We start from the raw sequence: 15,315 nt of genomic DNA on the forward strand, positions 1-15,315 counted from the left end.
TTCAACGATCGAGATTCCGATGCATATAACGATCGATCATCCAGAACACAAGGGCTGCTGCACTAACGCCAGCACCTAACCAGCATACGGCTGTCCAGCCCGCCCATGCATACACTTGGGTAGAAACGATGGAGCCGGTTGCACTGCCGATGGAATAAAAGATCATATAAGCTGCCGTAAGGCGGCTTTGTGCTTCGGGGCGAACTTCGTAGATCAGGCTCTGGTTGGTAACATGTACGGCCTGCACGGCAAGATCGAGCAGGATAACACCCAGGATCAGAAACCAGAGAGAATGATGGACATAACCGATGGGTAGCCAGGACAAGAGCAGAATGACAAGAGCGACACCGGTTGTTTTCTGCCCAAGGCCCCGGTCGGCAAGTTTACCAGCACGGGCAGCAGCCAATGCTCCCGCCGCTCCTGCGAGACCGAATGCACCTATGACTGTATGAGACAGGGACAGTGGAGGGCTACTTAGTGGCAGTACCATGGAAGTCCACAAGATGCTGAAGGCTGTAAAAATCAGCATGGCCAGCACACCTCGTACTCGTAACACACGCAACTCACGGTACAGTTGCAAGACGGAACCGAGTAATTGGGTATAGCTTTGTTTTACTTGTATTGATTGTTGCCTTGGGAGAACAAAAAATAAGGCGACAATTCCGAGTAATGTAAGGCTGGCGGAGAAGAGATACACCGATCTCCACCCGAGCCAATCGTTCAGCGTACCTGCAACCGTTCGTGCAAGCAAAATGCCAATGACGATTCCGCTGGTTACCAACCCGACAATGCCACCACGTTCGGAAGGGGCTGCCAAGTGTGCAGCAAAGGCAACGAGCGTTTGCGTAATGACGGCTAATAAACCAACGACAGCCATGCCCGTGAATAAAAGTGAGCTGGATTGTGCGGTTCCTACGAGAACCAGTGCAAGCACGGATAAGAGCATTTGAATGATGATCAACTTGCGGCGATTTAAGAGGTCACCAAGCGGAACGAGAAGAAACAGCCCCAAGGCATAACATATTTGAGTCACTGTGATGACAATCCCTATGGATGATGGCGAGAGACTGAATTCTTGAGCGATGGAGTCCAGCAAAGGCTGAGCATAATAAATATTGGCGACCGCAAGTCCGCTGCACACGGCAAAAAGAAGAGCAACTAACCGTGACATGGCAGGACGATCCTTATTGGATAATTGTGCATCTGGAGAAGAAGTTTGCATAAATGGATGTCACCTTTCTATTCTGTACTGATCAGTATGTTATGTTTCGGAATAACCATACTTTATTTGCGTGAATTCTGTCAACAGAGAATTGGGTGAGGGTTAAACTAAAGATTTTTACCCAGAGAATATGACGACAAAATAATTATCCGATCGCATCTATTCCAGATTTTTCGATTCATTTATAGCTAAACACTCCTTTCCGGTTATTAGGTTTTGACTTTGTAATAAGAGTGAGGTTAAAATATATAAACATACTGATCGATACATAAAGAGGTGAATTGTATGGTTAGAAAACGGGAATTTGATACGGATAAAGCACTTGATGCAGCGATGCATACGTTTTGGGACAAAGGGTTCGAAGCGGCATCTTTAAATGACTTGACGACCGCAATGGGCATACAACGTCCCAGTCTGTACGCGGCTTTTGGCGATAAAAAGGAATTATTCGAAACAGCACTTCGCAGGTATACCACTCAGCATGCGGCTCAAGTCAGAGCCAGACTTCAACAGGGCTTCTCCGTGCGGGAAGCCTTTCGTGGATTGTTTGAACATATTGGAGCAGAGGGGAGTGTGACCGAGCCTAGTCACGGCTGTTTTTGCATTAATACGATGGTTGAGCTGGCTCCACATGATCCCAAATTCGCTGTCCTTACACGGGAGCATCAGATGTACCTGGGTGTTCTTTTCAAAGAAACGATAGAACGAGGGCAACAGAGCGGGGAGTTGTCTACTGACATGAACGCGAGTGCGGTCGCACAGTCCCTGGTAGTATCCATGATTGGACTGACTGTACTGATGAAATCAGGACCAGACCGCTTATTTGTAGAGCAGAGCATCCAAGTTACGCTGTCTTTGTTACATTAATAGGGAATTATTCTGTTTAAAGTGATGCGGAGTTGCTACAATATGTTTAAGAATTGAGCAGATATAGGAGGAGATCAGAAATGAATACGAAGTTGCGCTGTGCCGTTTTGGATGATTATCAGAACGTTGCGCTGACGTCGGCGGATTGGGGTCCGTTGATGGATCAGGTGGAGATTCAGACATTTAACAACTATATGGGCTCGGAAGAAAAAGTCATTCAAGAATTGCAGATTTTTGATATTGTGGTTCTGATGCGGGAACGTACACCGTTTCCAGAGAAGGTCATTTCGCGGCTCCCTAAGCTAAAACTTCTGATTACAAGTGGTATGCGCAACGCGTCGATAGATCTCAAGGCTGCAGAGAAGAACGGGATTATTGTGTGTGGAACCGAGGGAAGCTCTAATCCGCCGACGGAGCTTACATGGGCACTGATTCTGGGGTTGTCCAGACAACTGGTTACAGAAAATAATGCACTTCGCTCCAATCGAAACTGGCAGAGCACGGTCGGGTTGGATCTGCATGGGAGAACACTTGGATTGCTTGGTTTGGGCAAGGTAGGCACTCGCATGGCTGAGATCGCACAAGCTTTTGGTATGAATGTGATGGCCTGGAGCGAGAATCTGACACAAGAAAAAGCTGAAAAACATGGTGTCATCTGGTCCGAGACCAAGGAGCAATTGCTTGCACAGAGCGACATCGTATCCATTCATCTAGTATTGAGTGATCGTACGCGGAATCTGATCGGACAAGCCGAGTTTCAACTAATGAAATCGAGTGCGCTACTCATTAATACGTCGCGAGCGGGCATTGTCGATCAGGAAGCTATGGTGGAGGCATTGCAGAGTGGTGTGATTGCTGGTGCAGGCCTGGATGTATATGAGCAGGAACCGCTACCCGTTAACCATGTGATGCGAACGTTGCCCAACGTTCTGGCAACACCGCATCTGGGTTATGTGACTCGTGGCAATTATGAGATCTATTATAATCATACCGTAGAGAATATAGCGATGTTCCTGAAGGGAACACCGATCAGGCAACTGCTTTCTTAGAATGAACGTATGCGGAGTATGACTTTGCTATAGTTATAGTTATATAGAATCAACGACAAATAAGGTGCTGTCAGGAAAGAGTTAGACCTGAGCAACACCTTTTTAGTATATCTGTGTAGCAGGACAAATAAAGGGATAGCCGTAAAATATATTCTATCCTAATGCCCATACCCCTCACCAAATTTAACTGTGTTGTCCTCGCTGGGAGGAATGAATCATGGCGACGCTTGATTCACGAACGATTAATCGCGGTTCAAATTGGATGTGTTCGTAATCGGTCATATTCATCTCCCGAATTCGTTTTAACAACAGCTCAGTAGCAAGTCTGGCAACTTCTTCGCCCATAATGGACACGGAACTAATCTGAGGAGACGTGACGGTTGTCCATTGATTGTTATCCACACCCACAACAGCCACATCTTCAGGTACACGAACGCCTAACTCCTTGAACCGATTAACCAATCCGATGGCAACCATATCATTAATGGCATAGACGGCATCTGGCATATGCGTAAGTCCATAGAAATAATCTGCAGCATTAGCACCTGTATTCAATGAAAAGTCCTCACCAAAGTAAACGAGCGAGATGTCTATGTGACCTACGGCTTGCTCATACGCACGAAAGCGTTCTTCAATAATGTCCTTCGGTGCGCCTGCATAAGCGATTCGAGTCCGGCCGATTTTGAACAGATGCTCCATCACCAGTTTGCCTTCAGGTTGAGAGAGAGAGACGATGTCCGCTTTCATACCCGGTTCCAGTTTCTTGCCGTAATTAATCATGGAGATAGGGAGCGGCGCTTTATCAATCAGTCCGGGCAACGTTTTGGGGTACGCCAGAGGCATGAAGATCAGTCCGTCCACATGCAATTTTTTAACATTACGAATGGTTTCAAGCTCCGTTCTGGCATTGCCTGCCGTATTGATCTGCACGACATGGTACCCATGTTGCTTCGCCGTTTGCTCTACAGACCAGGAGATTTCCGGAATGATGGCGTTACGTATGTCGGGTACAACAAGCGCGATCTGGTGCGTTTGCCGGATTTTCAGACTCTGTGCCGAGGTGTTGGGTACAAACCCCAGTTCTTCAATGGCCTGCATCACTTTATCTCGTGTTTTACTGCTGATGCCGTCTGAATTGTTGATGGCCCGGGATACGGTAGCGATACCCACGCCGGCACGCTCTGCAACGTCCTTGATCGTAAGTTTCTGTTCTTTCCTCAATGTACGGTTACCTCACTTTATCGGAAACGATTCCGAATTATTAGGAATATGTATGAACTTCACGATAGTTATATAACTTGATTATAACATTTGAACAATGAAGTATCCCGTGAATGGGCCAGATTTATGGCGAGGCCTGATTAAATTTCAATAGATCTGCAATATTATTTGCCATAATATATGTTAATAACAAGGATTACATCGTTTGTAATGCCGTTAAGATCACTTGAATTAAAGTACAAGCATTCTAAAGTGAGCTCGATATGATCATGAAATAGCCATATTAATGGAGAAATATGTTTGACAGCGTATCTAAAATGTGACATATTTAATTTACGGAAACGTTTCCGATTATATCACAAATTATGATCTGGGAGATGAAATGAATGAAAGCATTACGTTGGCATGGAGTCAAAGATTTACGTCTCGAAAATATTAATGAACCTCAGCCTGAAGAAGGAAAGGTCAAAATAAAAGTGGAATGGTGCGGTATCTGCGGCAGTGATTTGCACGAGTACACAGCAGGTCCAATCTTTATTCCCGCTCAAGCACCACATCCGCTAACAGGGGAACAAGCGCCTATAGTCATGGGACATGAATTCTCAGGACAGGTGGTTGAAGTAGGGGAAGGTGTTACTCGTTTCAAGGCGGGCGATCGTGTTGTGGTAGAACCCATCTATGCATGTGGACACTGCGAAGCTTGTAAACAGGGTAGATACAATCTGTGCGATCAGATGGGTTTCCTTGGACTCGCCGGAGGAGGCGGAGGATTCTCCGAGTATGTAACTGCTGCAGAAAACATGGTACATGCCATTCCGGATTCAATCTCGTATGAGCAAGGTGCGTTGGTTGAACCTTCAGCTGTAGCACTTCACGCTGTGCGCCAAAGCAAGCTGAAAGTGGGAGATACGGCAGCCGTGTTTGGCGCAGGCCCAATTGGACTACTGGTCATCGAAGCGCTTAAAGCTTCGGGAGCGTCGGATATTTATGTAGTGGAGTTATCGGATGAACGGAAAGCAAAAGCCGAAGAGCTTGGTGCCATTGTGATTGATCCAATGCAGTTTAATGTCGTGGAAGAGATCCATCAACGTACACTAGGTGGCGTTAACGTAGCCTATGAAGTAACCGGTGTTCCACGTGTTCTGCAACAAGCCATTGATTCGACACGTATTGGTGGAGAGTTGATGATCGTCAGCATTTTTGAACAGGAAGCACCGATTCACCCGAACTCAATTGTCATGAAAGAACGTACAGTTAATGGCATTATTGGTTATCGCGATGTGTTCCCGGCGGTTATCAGTCTGATGGATAAAGGTTTCTTCCCGGCTGACAAGCTGGTGACCAAACGAATTTCGTTGGATGAAGTGGTAGAGCATGGATTTGAAGCACTGTTGAAAGAGAAAAATCAGGTTAAGATTTTGGTAAAAGCAGAATAGAACTATAGGCTGTAAGAGCAAGTAGACAACACATCAATAGATGTGATTGTCTACTTTTTTTTATATAGATCGGGCGGAATTTGTTGCATGTACGGGTCGAATTACATAGTATAAAAAGATACAATTTGTATCATCTTGGTGTGAAGGTAAATATTGTGAAACTATGAAGGAGGAAGCGGACATGCAGAGACATACAAAATGGACAGCCGTAATTTTGACCATTGTCGCTGGAGTGAGCTGGATGCTAATGGGTAACTCCAAACCGAGAAACAACACGTCACCGAGTCAACCACCTGCAACTGAACACGGGCTTGCCAAGGTGTCGAATGCACCGATCAGTTCAGCGGATGTAACATCGAAGATCGAACTGCTAGGCAGACCTTTTACCAAAACACCATATGCTAATAACGTCTGGGACATGCAACTGTACAACGGCAAAATATATTTGGGCCACGGGAACAGTAGCAATCTGGGCGTAGCTCCTAATTCAGGCCCTATTCCAGTCATTTATTATGATACAGCGAATGCAAAATTTAAAACCCAGTCTGTGACTAACAGCAACCCGGGCATTTTGCCATCAACGAAGATGTATGTGGATGAGGAACAGATTGATATCTACCGAGTACTAAACGACAAGTTATATATTCCTGGCAATGATTCCGATAGTGAACAGTGGGAACTGGGCAACTTCTATCGTCTGGATGGAGAAGTGTGGACCAAATATCGCAATCTGCCGCTGGGTGTACACGTATACGATTTGGCATCTTATCAAGGCAAGATGTTTGCCGCGCTGGGTACAGAGTCCAAACCAACCATTCTAATCTCTCATAATGAAGGTGAAACTTGGCAAAAATATGCGACTATTAATACGTTTGGTTTCCGGGCTTATACCATGTTCCATCTTAATGGCAAGTTATATGCATCTGGCATGATGTATCCTGCCAATAAAATATGGAATGACAAAACTAATATTTTGGAGATTAATGAAAATCTTGAGAAACGGGATGTTGTCATCTATGGTAACAAAATGCTACCTGGACTAACCTATCAAACGGGCACGATTCCTTATAATAAAATAGGCAAAAATGTTAACTTCAATAACAAGTTGCTCTATATAGCAGGTGGCGTGTTTAATGATGGGCAGCTGCTGCCCAAATCTTTGAATGTCATGACCGACATCAATCAGGCAAGGCGAGTTAATCTCCCGGATACCAAGGCGCTCCCAACCGATGTGCTGTTGCGTGAAGGCAAGGTGTATGTGCTTACGTATACTCGCCAAAGTGCCAATCTGTATATCAATCGGGTCTACCAATCAACGGATCTGACCACATGGAATGAGATTTTACGTTTTAACCAGGACACCTATGCCAAGTCTTTCGAAGAGAACGAGGGTGACTTCTACTTTGGTCTGGGTACCGATCCGGATGTGTTATCAACTTCATCAGGGAAATTGCTTCGAGTGAACCGGAGTGATATCCCTGTGAATGCTAATTAAATTGGAAGGAAGATTATAGATTATATACTATGCTGCATCCACATTATTGGTGACCGGGAAAATACCTGTTGTATCGTAGATCGCAGGACGGATTGCTGTGGTAGTGTGATCCAACAGAGGCTGCCGTAAGGTAGCTTTCTTTTTTTTTCTATAAGAGTAGTTTGAACGCCCAACTTCGAAAATTTGAAAATAAAATTAAGAAACTATAAAATGGATAGAGAAATAATTCTAAATCAGTCAACTGGATTACACGTGTTACAATATACAAAAGCATGTCGCATTTCATGTGGATGCGGAGTTCCACACTTCCAATTGCAAAGGAGCAATGTACTATGAACGTACCTTCAGCATTATTCAAACCTTTCACCTCGGACAAGCTAACATTGTCTAATCGAATCGTTATGGCACCCATGACTCGCGGATTCTCACCAGAGGGTGTACCTGGACCAGAAGTTGCTGAATACTATCGTCGCAGAGCAGCAGGTGGAGTGGGGCTCATCATAACGGAAGGTACAGGCATTAATCATCCATCTTCGGTTAGTGGGGCGAGTATTCCATTATTCCATGGTGAAGATTCGTTGCAAGGATGGGCTAATGTAGTGAAAGCAGTACATGAAGCGGGTGGCAAAATCATGCCACAATTGTGGCATGTGGGTACAGCACGTCGTTCCGGTGACTTGCCTAACGCAGAAGCTGAGCCTGTAAGTCCGTCAGGGGTTAGCATGGCAGGTGAACCATCACGTGAACCATTAACGGAAGAGGAGATTCAAGGTCTTGTACAGGCATATGCTCAAGCGGCAGCGGATGCACAGCGAATCGGGTTTGATGGCATTGAACTGCACGGAGCCCATGGATACTTGATTGACCAATTCTTCTGGGAGCAGACGAATCGACGGACGGACAATTATGGTGGTGACTTGGTACGGCGAACCCAATTTGCGGTTGAAGTGATTGAAGCTTGTCGTGCAGCGGTTGGTCCTGATTTCCCGATTGTGCTCCGGTTCTCCCAATGGAAGATGGGGAATTATGAGGCACGTCTGGTGGAGACGCCAGAACAATTGGAGCAATTCCTGGCCCCACTTAGTGCTGCTGGCGTGGATATATTCCATTGCTCTACACGCCGGTTCTGGTTACCGGAATTCGAAGGATCTGAGCTGAATCTTGCGGGTTGGACGCAAAAAATAACGGGTAAACCAGCCATTTCGGTTGGATCGGTAGGTCTTGAAGCTGAATTTGTAGACAGAGCAACCGAGAACCAGGGAACAGGGGATGCCCATTTGGATCTATTAAATGAGAAGCTGGAGAACGATGAATTTGACTTGATCGCCTTGGGTCGTGTTCTGCTTAGTGATCCCGAATGGCCTGCCAAAGTTCGTGAAGGTCGCATATCCGAAATCATTCCATTTACAACGGAAGTGTTGCAAACACTCCATTAATAGAAGCCTAATAACGTTTGGTGAAAGGTGAACTAACGCTGAACGGCAACGATTTACAACGAAAAGTAAAACAAAAACGAACAAATAGGCCGCCTTTGGGCGGCTTTTTGATCTGCCTATACTAATAATTTCAACATATGAAAAATTCACAATAGAAAATCATTTCCTGCACCGATACTCCTTTTTATTCTCCACATACATCGCACACGCGCCTAGTCACAACACCATTAAGTTCCACATCTCAGGTTCCAGTGCAACCACTTTTTTTACCGCTTAAGTGTCTGAACAACGATTCAATCTTCAGTACGACTTATTTTGAAAATCCACCACCTTATGATAAGGTTAGGCCTGAACCCAAGGGTTGCCATGATGACATTACATAAGGAGGATGAATATCCTTGCACAATTATAGGTACAACTCGAACAATCAATGGAGAAAACCACTGCAGATGCTGTGTCTTCTGCTGGGAGTAGTCCTGCTTTTATCGGCATGTGGCCAAGCACAGAAACCTTCCTCCGCAACAGACTCGAATACCGGCTCCAACGCTGGCTCCAACTCAGGGCAATCTTCCTCATCGCCGGAGCAGAATACCGCTCCACCGCAGGAAGAAGTACCGGAAGAAGTCGATCCGGTGCAGGAGCAGCTTAGTTCATTAACGTTAGAAGAGAAGATTGGACAGATGATACTGGCCGGTGTTCAAGGGACAACGTTGGATGATCAAGCCAAACAGATGATTACCGATCAAAAGGTAGGGGGCATTATCTTCTATGCCAACAATGTATCAACACTCGAGGGAACAGCCAAGTTTGTGAAGTCCATCAAGGAAGCGAATCAGTCCAACCCGGTACCGATCTTCATGAGTGTGGATCAGGAGGGCGGCAAAGTCAGTCGTATGCCAGAGACGGTGGAATCCATTCCTTCCAGTAGAAAAGTAGGCGAGACGAAAGACAGCGCGCTTGCTGAAACGATGGGCGAATTGTTGGCGAGACAGGTTCAGCTTGCGGGTTTTAATGTGGACTTTGCTCCTGTGTTGGATGTGAATAGTAACCCGAAGAACCCGGTGATTGGAGATCGTTCATTCGGCAGCTCGGCAGAACTGGTGTCACGTATGGGGATTGCAGAGATGAAGGGATTACGTAGTGAAGGCATTATTCCGGTAGTGAAACATTTTCCGGGTCATGGTGATACGTCCGTAGACTCCCATCTCGATCTCCCTGTCGTGAATAAAACGGAAAAACAACTGGCCGAGCTTGAATGGATTCCGTTCCAGGCCGCAGTGAAGGAGCAGGTAGAGGCGGTCATGGTTGCACACATTTTGTTCCCGAAGCTGGACCCGGATCATCCGGCTTCCTTATCGGATGTCATTATAGGTGAACATCTGCGCGGGAAGTTCAAGTATGATGGTGTGGTCATCACAGATGACCTGAGTATGGGTGCAATCGCGAAGAACTACAAGTTGGACCAGGCAGCCCTAGCAACTGTCAAAGCTGGAAGTGACATTCTGTTGGTAGCTCACAGTTATGAGAGTGCCAAGACGATTTTTGATACGCTAATAAGTGCAGTAAAGTCAGGCAAAATCACCGAGTCCCGAATTGATGAAAGTGTATATCGTATCCTGGCATTGAAGCAACAATACAAGTTATCCGATGATCAGAAAGCTTCCGGAGACCTGAAGCAATTGAATGCAGATATTGTGGATTGGCGTAAGCAAATCGATGCTAGATAATAAATCCTGTGTTATGATTTTGCCAGAGGTGAGATCCAATAATGTATACCATTATGATAATAGAGGACGATCCCAAGATTGCGGGATTATTGAAATCACATATTGAACGCTACGGGGACCGGGCCGTACTGGTCGAGGATTTTGAGATGATTGTGCAACAGTTTGAGCAGGTACAGCCACATGTGGTACTTCTGGATATCAACTTGCCCAGTTACGATGGTTTCTATTGGTGCCGCCAGATTCGTACGCTGTCTACATGCCCCATTTTGTTTATCTCCGCACGGAGTGGGAAGATGGATCAGGTCATGGCACTGGAGAACGGGGCGGATGATTATATTACGAAGCCATTTGAGCATGAGATTGTTATAGCAAAAATTCGAAGTCAGCTGCGCCGGGTATATGGGGACTATGCTGCTCGTGATGAAGAACGCAAGGTGGAACTGGACGGTTTGGTCGTGTACTTGGAAAGACTGGAGATTCAGCTTGGTGATCGCAAAGTACAGCTGACGAAGAAGGAAACGATTCTGCTGGAAACGTTACTCCGCCGCAGTCCCAAGCTGGTGAGCAGAGAGACAATCTTGGAGAAGCTGTGGGATGACTCTTTTGTGGATGACAATACACTCAGCGTTAACGTTACTCGGGTACGTAAACGATTAGCCGAGCTTGGTATTACGGATGCACTGGAAACGGTCAGAGGTTCGGGTTACCGATTGAACAATACCTGGAAGGCCGCTTCACCATCATGAGATTGTTTATACGAGAACATCTCGCTTTAACGTGCTGGGTTGTTGCCATCTTGTTCACCGTTGTTGCAGTGTTCTGGTATGACGGTTACAACGATTGGGTCACGGCTGCTTATGCCGTAGCGCTGGGATTATTTTTATACATCGGATATTTGGTGTATCGTTATTATTCACATCGCTCCTTTTATACCCGGATGTCACGGTCGATGGATTCGCTGAAGGAATTTGTACCCTTGAACGAAACAAGTCCTTTATCACTGGCGCTGGAGAAGTTGTTGGATTCACAATACGGACAGTACCATGCTCATCTTCATCGGCTGGAACAACGGCAGCAAGAATATCTGACGTTCATGAACCAGTGGGTCCATCAGATGAAGACACCGTTATCCGTTATTGAGTTGACCGTGGAAGGTCAGGAAGATGATGATCCTCGGCTCGTAAGCATTCGGGAGGAAGCGGACCAGATGAGGCGAGGCTTGGAGACGGTGCTGTATGTGGCCAGGTTGGATACCTTCGAGCAGGATTTCAGTGTGGAACCTGTGATACTGAGGACCGCTGGGGAAGAGGCGATCCATGAACTCAAGCGATTCTTTATTCGCAATCATGTCTATCCAGAGATACATATAGATCCTGCGCTGGTTGTGCAATCCGATGCCAAGTGGCTTCGTTTTGTCTTGGTACAGTTACTGTCGAACGCAATCAAATACTCCGCGGGCAGCGGGCAAAAGATCTATGTGCGTGCGTATGATGCGGAACGCTCCATCATGCTGGAAGTGCAGGATCAGGGCATCGGAATTCCGAAGTCTGATCTAAACCGGGTATTCCAGCCTTTCTTCACCGGGGAGAACGGGCGACATTTCAAAGAGTCCACAGGCATGGGGCTGTATATTGCCAAAGAGGTGTTAACACGGATGAATCATCAGATTGATCTTGAATCCGTGTACGGCGAAGGAACGACTGTCCGAATTACATTCAACTCCTGAAGTGACAGGTTGAAGATAAGATTGGAACGTGAGGTCTGTATTTTTGTTGAAGAAGTGTGAGTGGAGTATATATTACAGTGTAAATATAAGTATAGACGTCTATTGCCTGATCGGGGCGAAGGCGTCTTTTTGATTTTCATGATGCAACCTTACAACATTGTCATGTTGATGAAAGGTTAAACCATAGGAGAATGGCCGAAACTTCGATAGACTATAGTCATAAGAGTACAGGAAAGGCCACGCACAATACGCATGCACACAGCATGAAAAGTAACTTGATTTTGAATTCATACATCACTAAGGAGTTGTAACCATGGAGATTTGTTCTGTGAAACAGATCAGTAAAATCTACAAAGGCATCGTATCTTATGAAGCGTTATCAGGTATTGACCTCAGTATTCAGGAAGGTGAGTTTGTTGGCATCATGGGACCATCGGGTAGTGGCAAAACAACACTGCTGAACATGATCTCAACCATTGATCACCCAACATCAGGCGAACTGCGGATTGCAGGGAAGAATCCGTTTGAATTGAATCAAGACGAACTCGCGCTGTTCCGGCGGAAAGAGCTTGGATTCGTTTTTCAATCGTTCAATCTGTTAAATACCCTGACAGTCAAGGAAAACATTGTGCTGCCACTGACTCTTGACGGTGTTTCGCTAGCAGAGATGAACACTCGTGTTGAACATCTGGCAAGCAAGCTGGGGATCGAGGGTATTCTGAATAAACGGACATATGAGATATCAGGAGGACAGGCACAGCGTACGGCCATTGCCAGAGCGCTTATCCATTCCCCGAAGCTGATTCTGGCCGATGAGCCAACAGGCAACCTGGATTCGAAGGCGGCAAGAGATGTCATGGAAATTCTCGAAACTCGCAATCAGGAGGATCAGGCTACGATGTTGCTGGTCACTCATGATGCAGTAGCTGCAAGTTATTGCAGTCGGGTTGTCTTTATCAAGGATGGCAAACTGTATAATGAAATTCACTACGGCGATAATCGCGCAGCCTTTTACCAGAAGATTATTAATGTATTATCCCTAATGGGAGGTTCAGGACATGAATTTTCGCCAGTTCGCCATTAATAACGTTGTTCGCAACAAACGAATTTATCTGGCTCATTTTCTGAGCAGTACATTTTCCGTTATGATCTTTTTTACTTACGCATTGCTCCTGTTCCATCCTGATTTGAAAGCGGGGTTAAAGGGATCAAGTGGAACGGTTACGTTGCTTGCAAATCAGGGGTTTGTGATTGCAGAGATCATTATATTCATCTTTTCATTCCTGTTCCTGCTCTACTCCGTTGGTTCATTTCTGAAAACGCGCAAGAAGGAATTTGGTATTTTCCTGATCATAGGCATGACACGTAAACAGATGAACAGACTTCTGTTTATGGAGAACATGTGTATCGGATTAGCTTCCATCATTACCGGGATTGGACTCGGAATTATTTTCGGAAAATTGATCCTGCTGATCTGTGGCTCCATGCTGGCTGTTGAGAACAGTCTTCGATTCTATTTTCCGCTAAAAAGCATTGCCCTGACCGCAGGTGCATTTCTGCTGCTGTTTGTTATCATTGCGATGTCGTCATCCTTGCTCATACGGAAAGGTTCGCTCATTGACCTTGTGAAATCAGAGGAAAAACCGAAACCGGAACCCAAAGCATCACGTCTACTCGCCTTGTTATCGGTATTGTTAATTGGCGGGGGTTATGCAGGAGTATTCACTTTTGTATGGATAAGCTTCTCCTTTCCGTTATTACTCGCAAGTGTCGTGGTTGTTATTGCAGGTACGTACTTCCTGTTCACGCAGCTCAGTGTATACATCATTCGGGCACTGAAAAGAAATCCAAGGTTGTTTTTCCGTAAAACCAATCTGCTCTTCCTATCTGAACTTACCTATCGAATGAAAGATAACGCGATCATGTTTTTCATGGTAAGTATCATTTCAGCTTCTTCATTTACGGGAATTGGCACCATGCTCGCGATTGCTGATCCAGGTTTGTCGTCCATGTCGAATCCATACGCATTCAGTTATATGAATTCATGGGATACTCCCGACTCGGAGCGACATATTCGGCAGATTGAAGAAACGTTGATTGATAATCAAGTTCCCTACGTGAAGGGCAGTTATGCTCCTATAGGTGAAAATAATAATGGCAAGATTATCAAACTGAGTGATTATAACCGTCTTGCGAAGGCACTGGGGTATGAAGAACGTACGTTGAAACAAATCGATGAGTCATTTATGACACCAAGCAATTTGGCGATTCGCAAGGAGTACCGTGAACAGGTTGAAAAAGGAACCTCGGGAGGAAAGGTCAATCTGGAGGTTGATAATCAGCACGTACCTGTCCAGCTATCGACACCTGGTACCGAGATTGTGATTCCTTTTCAATATGAAATTTATCTCTACGTCGTAACCGACGAATTGTTTAATAAGATGAGACCTGCGTACAATGAGGAAGTTGGCATGCCTGAAGGTTTCTATTCGAGTCGAACGATACAATTTATCGTGAAAGATTGGATGGGTACACGCAGCTTTGCTCCTGAATTGATCAAATCCATTCAAGATGATCATTCCGAAAAAGGTTATTACGAGGTCAGCGCGCTTGTGGTGGATTGGCTTAATTCCAAGCAGACCAATGGCATCATTCTAATTTTGAGCGGCCTGATCGGCATTGTTTTCTTCACCTTTGCAGCAAGTTTCACGTATTTTAGACTTTACGCAGATCTAGAACGGGATGAAGCGCAGTATCGCATGATTGGAAAAATGGGACTGAGTCGTCCCGAACTCCGTAAGATCGTAACAAGGCAGCTATTGCTTATGTTCTTCCTGCCGATTCTGGTGGCGGTCATCCACAGTTCGGTTGCCTTTGTGGCGTTGCAGCAACTGGTTGATTTCTCGGTCTTTGGATACAGCCTGCGCATCTTCTTGGTGTTTGCTTCCATGCAGATCTTGTATTTTGCACTCGTGCGCTGGCGGTATCTGCGTCACATGTATTCCAAATTAGTCTAAAATAGCATGGCCCAACAGACACCGGACTCATCGCTCGGTGTCTGTTGACTTTTCTAGCTAAGGCACAGTACTATTTCATTAGATACAGAATGTATCATTACATAGTTTCTCAAGCAGTT

Annotated in this window: 12 protein-coding genes; 10 read left to right on the plus strand and 2 right to left on the minus strand. The window is 45.6% G+C overall.

Features of this window, described 5'->3' with window-relative positions:
- Nucleotide 1: 1 nt before the first annotated feature.
- Entirely contained in the window at nucleotides 2-1,222 is a 1,221-nt protein-coding gene (locus J2Z28_RS05660) for an MFS transporter (protein ID WP_211081536.1), read from the minus strand.
- A 285-nt stretch (nucleotides 1,223-1,507) separates the two neighbouring features.
- Between J2Z28_RS05660 and J2Z28_RS05665 the strand changes: the two genes are divergently transcribed.
- Nucleotides 1,508-2,089 (plus strand): TetR/AcrR family transcriptional regulator, encoded by a 582-nt coding sequence (locus J2Z28_RS05665; RefSeq protein ID WP_211081537.1) that lies wholly within the window; start codon nucleotides 1,508-1,510, stop codon nucleotides 2,087-2,089.
- Nucleotides 2,090-2,169: 80 nt separating this feature from the next.
- On the plus strand, nucleotides 2,170-3,138 hold the full coding sequence (locus J2Z28_RS05670; protein WP_211081538.1) for a D-2-hydroxyacid dehydrogenase family protein: 969 nt from the start codon (nucleotides 2,170-2,172) through the stop codon (nucleotides 3,136-3,138).
- A 183-nt stretch (nucleotides 3,139-3,321) separates the two neighbouring features.
- Here the strand turns inward: J2Z28_RS05670 and J2Z28_RS05675 are convergent, their stop codons facing one another.
- Nucleotides 3,322-4,359 carry a LacI family DNA-binding transcriptional regulator gene (locus tag J2Z28_RS05675; RefSeq protein ID WP_211081539.1) on the minus strand — a complete coding sequence of 346 codons (1,038 nt, stop codon included), beginning with the start codon at nucleotides 4,357-4,359 and terminating at the stop codon, nucleotides 3,322-3,324.
- Nucleotides 4,360-4,745: 386 nt separating this feature from the next.
- On the opposite strand from J2Z28_RS05675, the gene J2Z28_RS05680 reads away from it, so the two are divergent.
- The 8 genes from J2Z28_RS05680 to J2Z28_RS05715 all read left to right on the plus strand — a co-directional run bounded on the left by J2Z28_RS05680 (nucleotide 4,746) and on the right by J2Z28_RS05715 (nucleotide 15,196).
- Entirely contained in the window at nucleotides 4,746-5,795 is a 1,050-nt protein-coding gene (locus J2Z28_RS05680; RefSeq protein WP_211081540.1) for a 2,3-butanediol dehydrogenase, read from the plus strand.
- 181 nt (nucleotides 5,796-5,976) lie between these two features.
- Nucleotides 5,977-7,290 carry a hypothetical protein gene (locus tag J2Z28_RS05685; protein WP_211081541.1) on the plus strand — a complete coding sequence of 438 codons (1,314 nt, stop codon included), beginning with the start codon at nucleotides 5,977-5,979 and terminating at the stop codon, nucleotides 7,288-7,290.
- Nucleotides 7,291-7,622: 332 nt separating this feature from the next.
- Nucleotides 7,623-8,726, plus strand: coding sequence for an NADH:flavin oxidoreductase (locus tag J2Z28_RS05690; RefSeq protein ID WP_211081542.1), 1,104 nt, complete (start codon nucleotides 7,623-7,625; stop codon nucleotides 8,724-8,726).
- A gap of 398 nt (nucleotides 8,727-9,124) precedes the next feature.
- Complete coding sequence (gene nagZ, locus J2Z28_RS05695) at nucleotides 9,125-10,453, plus strand: beta-N-acetylhexosaminidase (protein WP_244988131.1); 1,329 nt, start codon at nucleotides 9,125-9,127, stop codon at nucleotides 10,451-10,453.
- 41 nt (nucleotides 10,454-10,494) lie between these two features.
- A complete protein-coding gene (locus J2Z28_RS05700) occupies nucleotides 10,495-11,199 on the plus strand; it encodes a response regulator transcription factor (RefSeq protein WP_036608604.1) in 705 nt (234 codons plus the stop codon).
- Complete coding sequence (locus J2Z28_RS05705) at nucleotides 11,196-12,179, plus strand: sensor histidine kinase (RefSeq protein WP_211081543.1); 984 nt, start codon at nucleotides 11,196-11,198, stop codon at nucleotides 12,177-12,179. The genes J2Z28_RS05700 and J2Z28_RS05705 overlap by 4 nt, the downstream gene beginning before the upstream one ends.
- Before the next feature lie 313 nt (nucleotides 12,180-12,492).
- A complete protein-coding gene (locus J2Z28_RS05710; protein WP_076318070.1) occupies nucleotides 12,493-13,263 on the plus strand; it encodes an ABC transporter ATP-binding protein in 771 nt (256 codons plus the stop codon).
- Nucleotides 13,238-15,196: an ABC transporter permease gene (locus J2Z28_RS05715; RefSeq protein WP_211081544.1), complete on the plus strand. Its 1,959-nt coding sequence runs from the start codon at nucleotides 13,238-13,240 to the stop codon at nucleotides 15,194-15,196. Before J2Z28_RS05710 ends, J2Z28_RS05715 begins: the two co-directional genes overlap by 26 nt.
- Nucleotides 15,197-15,315 lie beyond the last annotated feature (119 nt).

The organism is Paenibacillus xylanexedens (assembly GCF_017874615.1).
Lineage (GTDB): Bacteria > Bacillota > Bacilli > Paenibacillales > Paenibacillaceae > Paenibacillus > Paenibacillus xylanexedens.

Bases quoted from the DNA above. Each gene is read 5' to 3' on its own strand.
- J2Z28_RS05690 (WP_211081542.1), top strand. From the start codon at position 7,623: ATGAACGTACCTTCAGCATTATTCAAACCTTTCACCTCGGACAAGCTA.
- J2Z28_RS05715 (WP_211081544.1), top strand. From the start codon at position 13,238: ATGAATTTTCGCCAGTTCGCCATTAATAACGTTGTTCGCAACAAACGA.
- J2Z28_RS05705 (WP_211081543.1), top strand. From the start codon at position 11,196: ATGAGATTGTTTATACGAGAACATCTCGCTTTAACGTGCTGGGTTGTT.
- J2Z28_RS05700 (WP_036608604.1), top strand. From the start codon at position 10,495: ATGTATACCATTATGATAATAGAGGACGATCCCAAGATTGCGGGATTA.
- J2Z28_RS05670 (WP_211081538.1), top strand. From the start codon at position 2,170: ATGAATACGAAGTTGCGCTGTGCCGTTTTGGATGATTATCAGAACGTT.
- J2Z28_RS05680 (WP_211081540.1), top strand. From the start codon at position 4,746: ATGAAAGCATTACGTTGGCATGGAGTCAAAGATTTACGTCTCGAAAAT.
- J2Z28_RS05710 (WP_076318070.1), top strand. From the start codon at position 12,493: ATGGAGATTTGTTCTGTGAAACAGATCAGTAAAATCTACAAAGGCATC.
- J2Z28_RS05665 (WP_211081537.1), top strand. From the start codon at position 1,508: ATGGTTAGAAAACGGGAATTTGATACGGATAAAGCACTTGATGCAGCG.
- J2Z28_RS05660 (WP_211081536.1), bottom strand. From the start codon at position 1,222: ATGCAAACTTCTTCTCCAGATGCACAATTATCCAATAAGGATCGTCCT.
- J2Z28_RS05685 (WP_211081541.1), top strand. From the start codon at position 5,977: ATGCAGAGACATACAAAATGGACAGCCGTAATTTTGACCATTGTCGCT.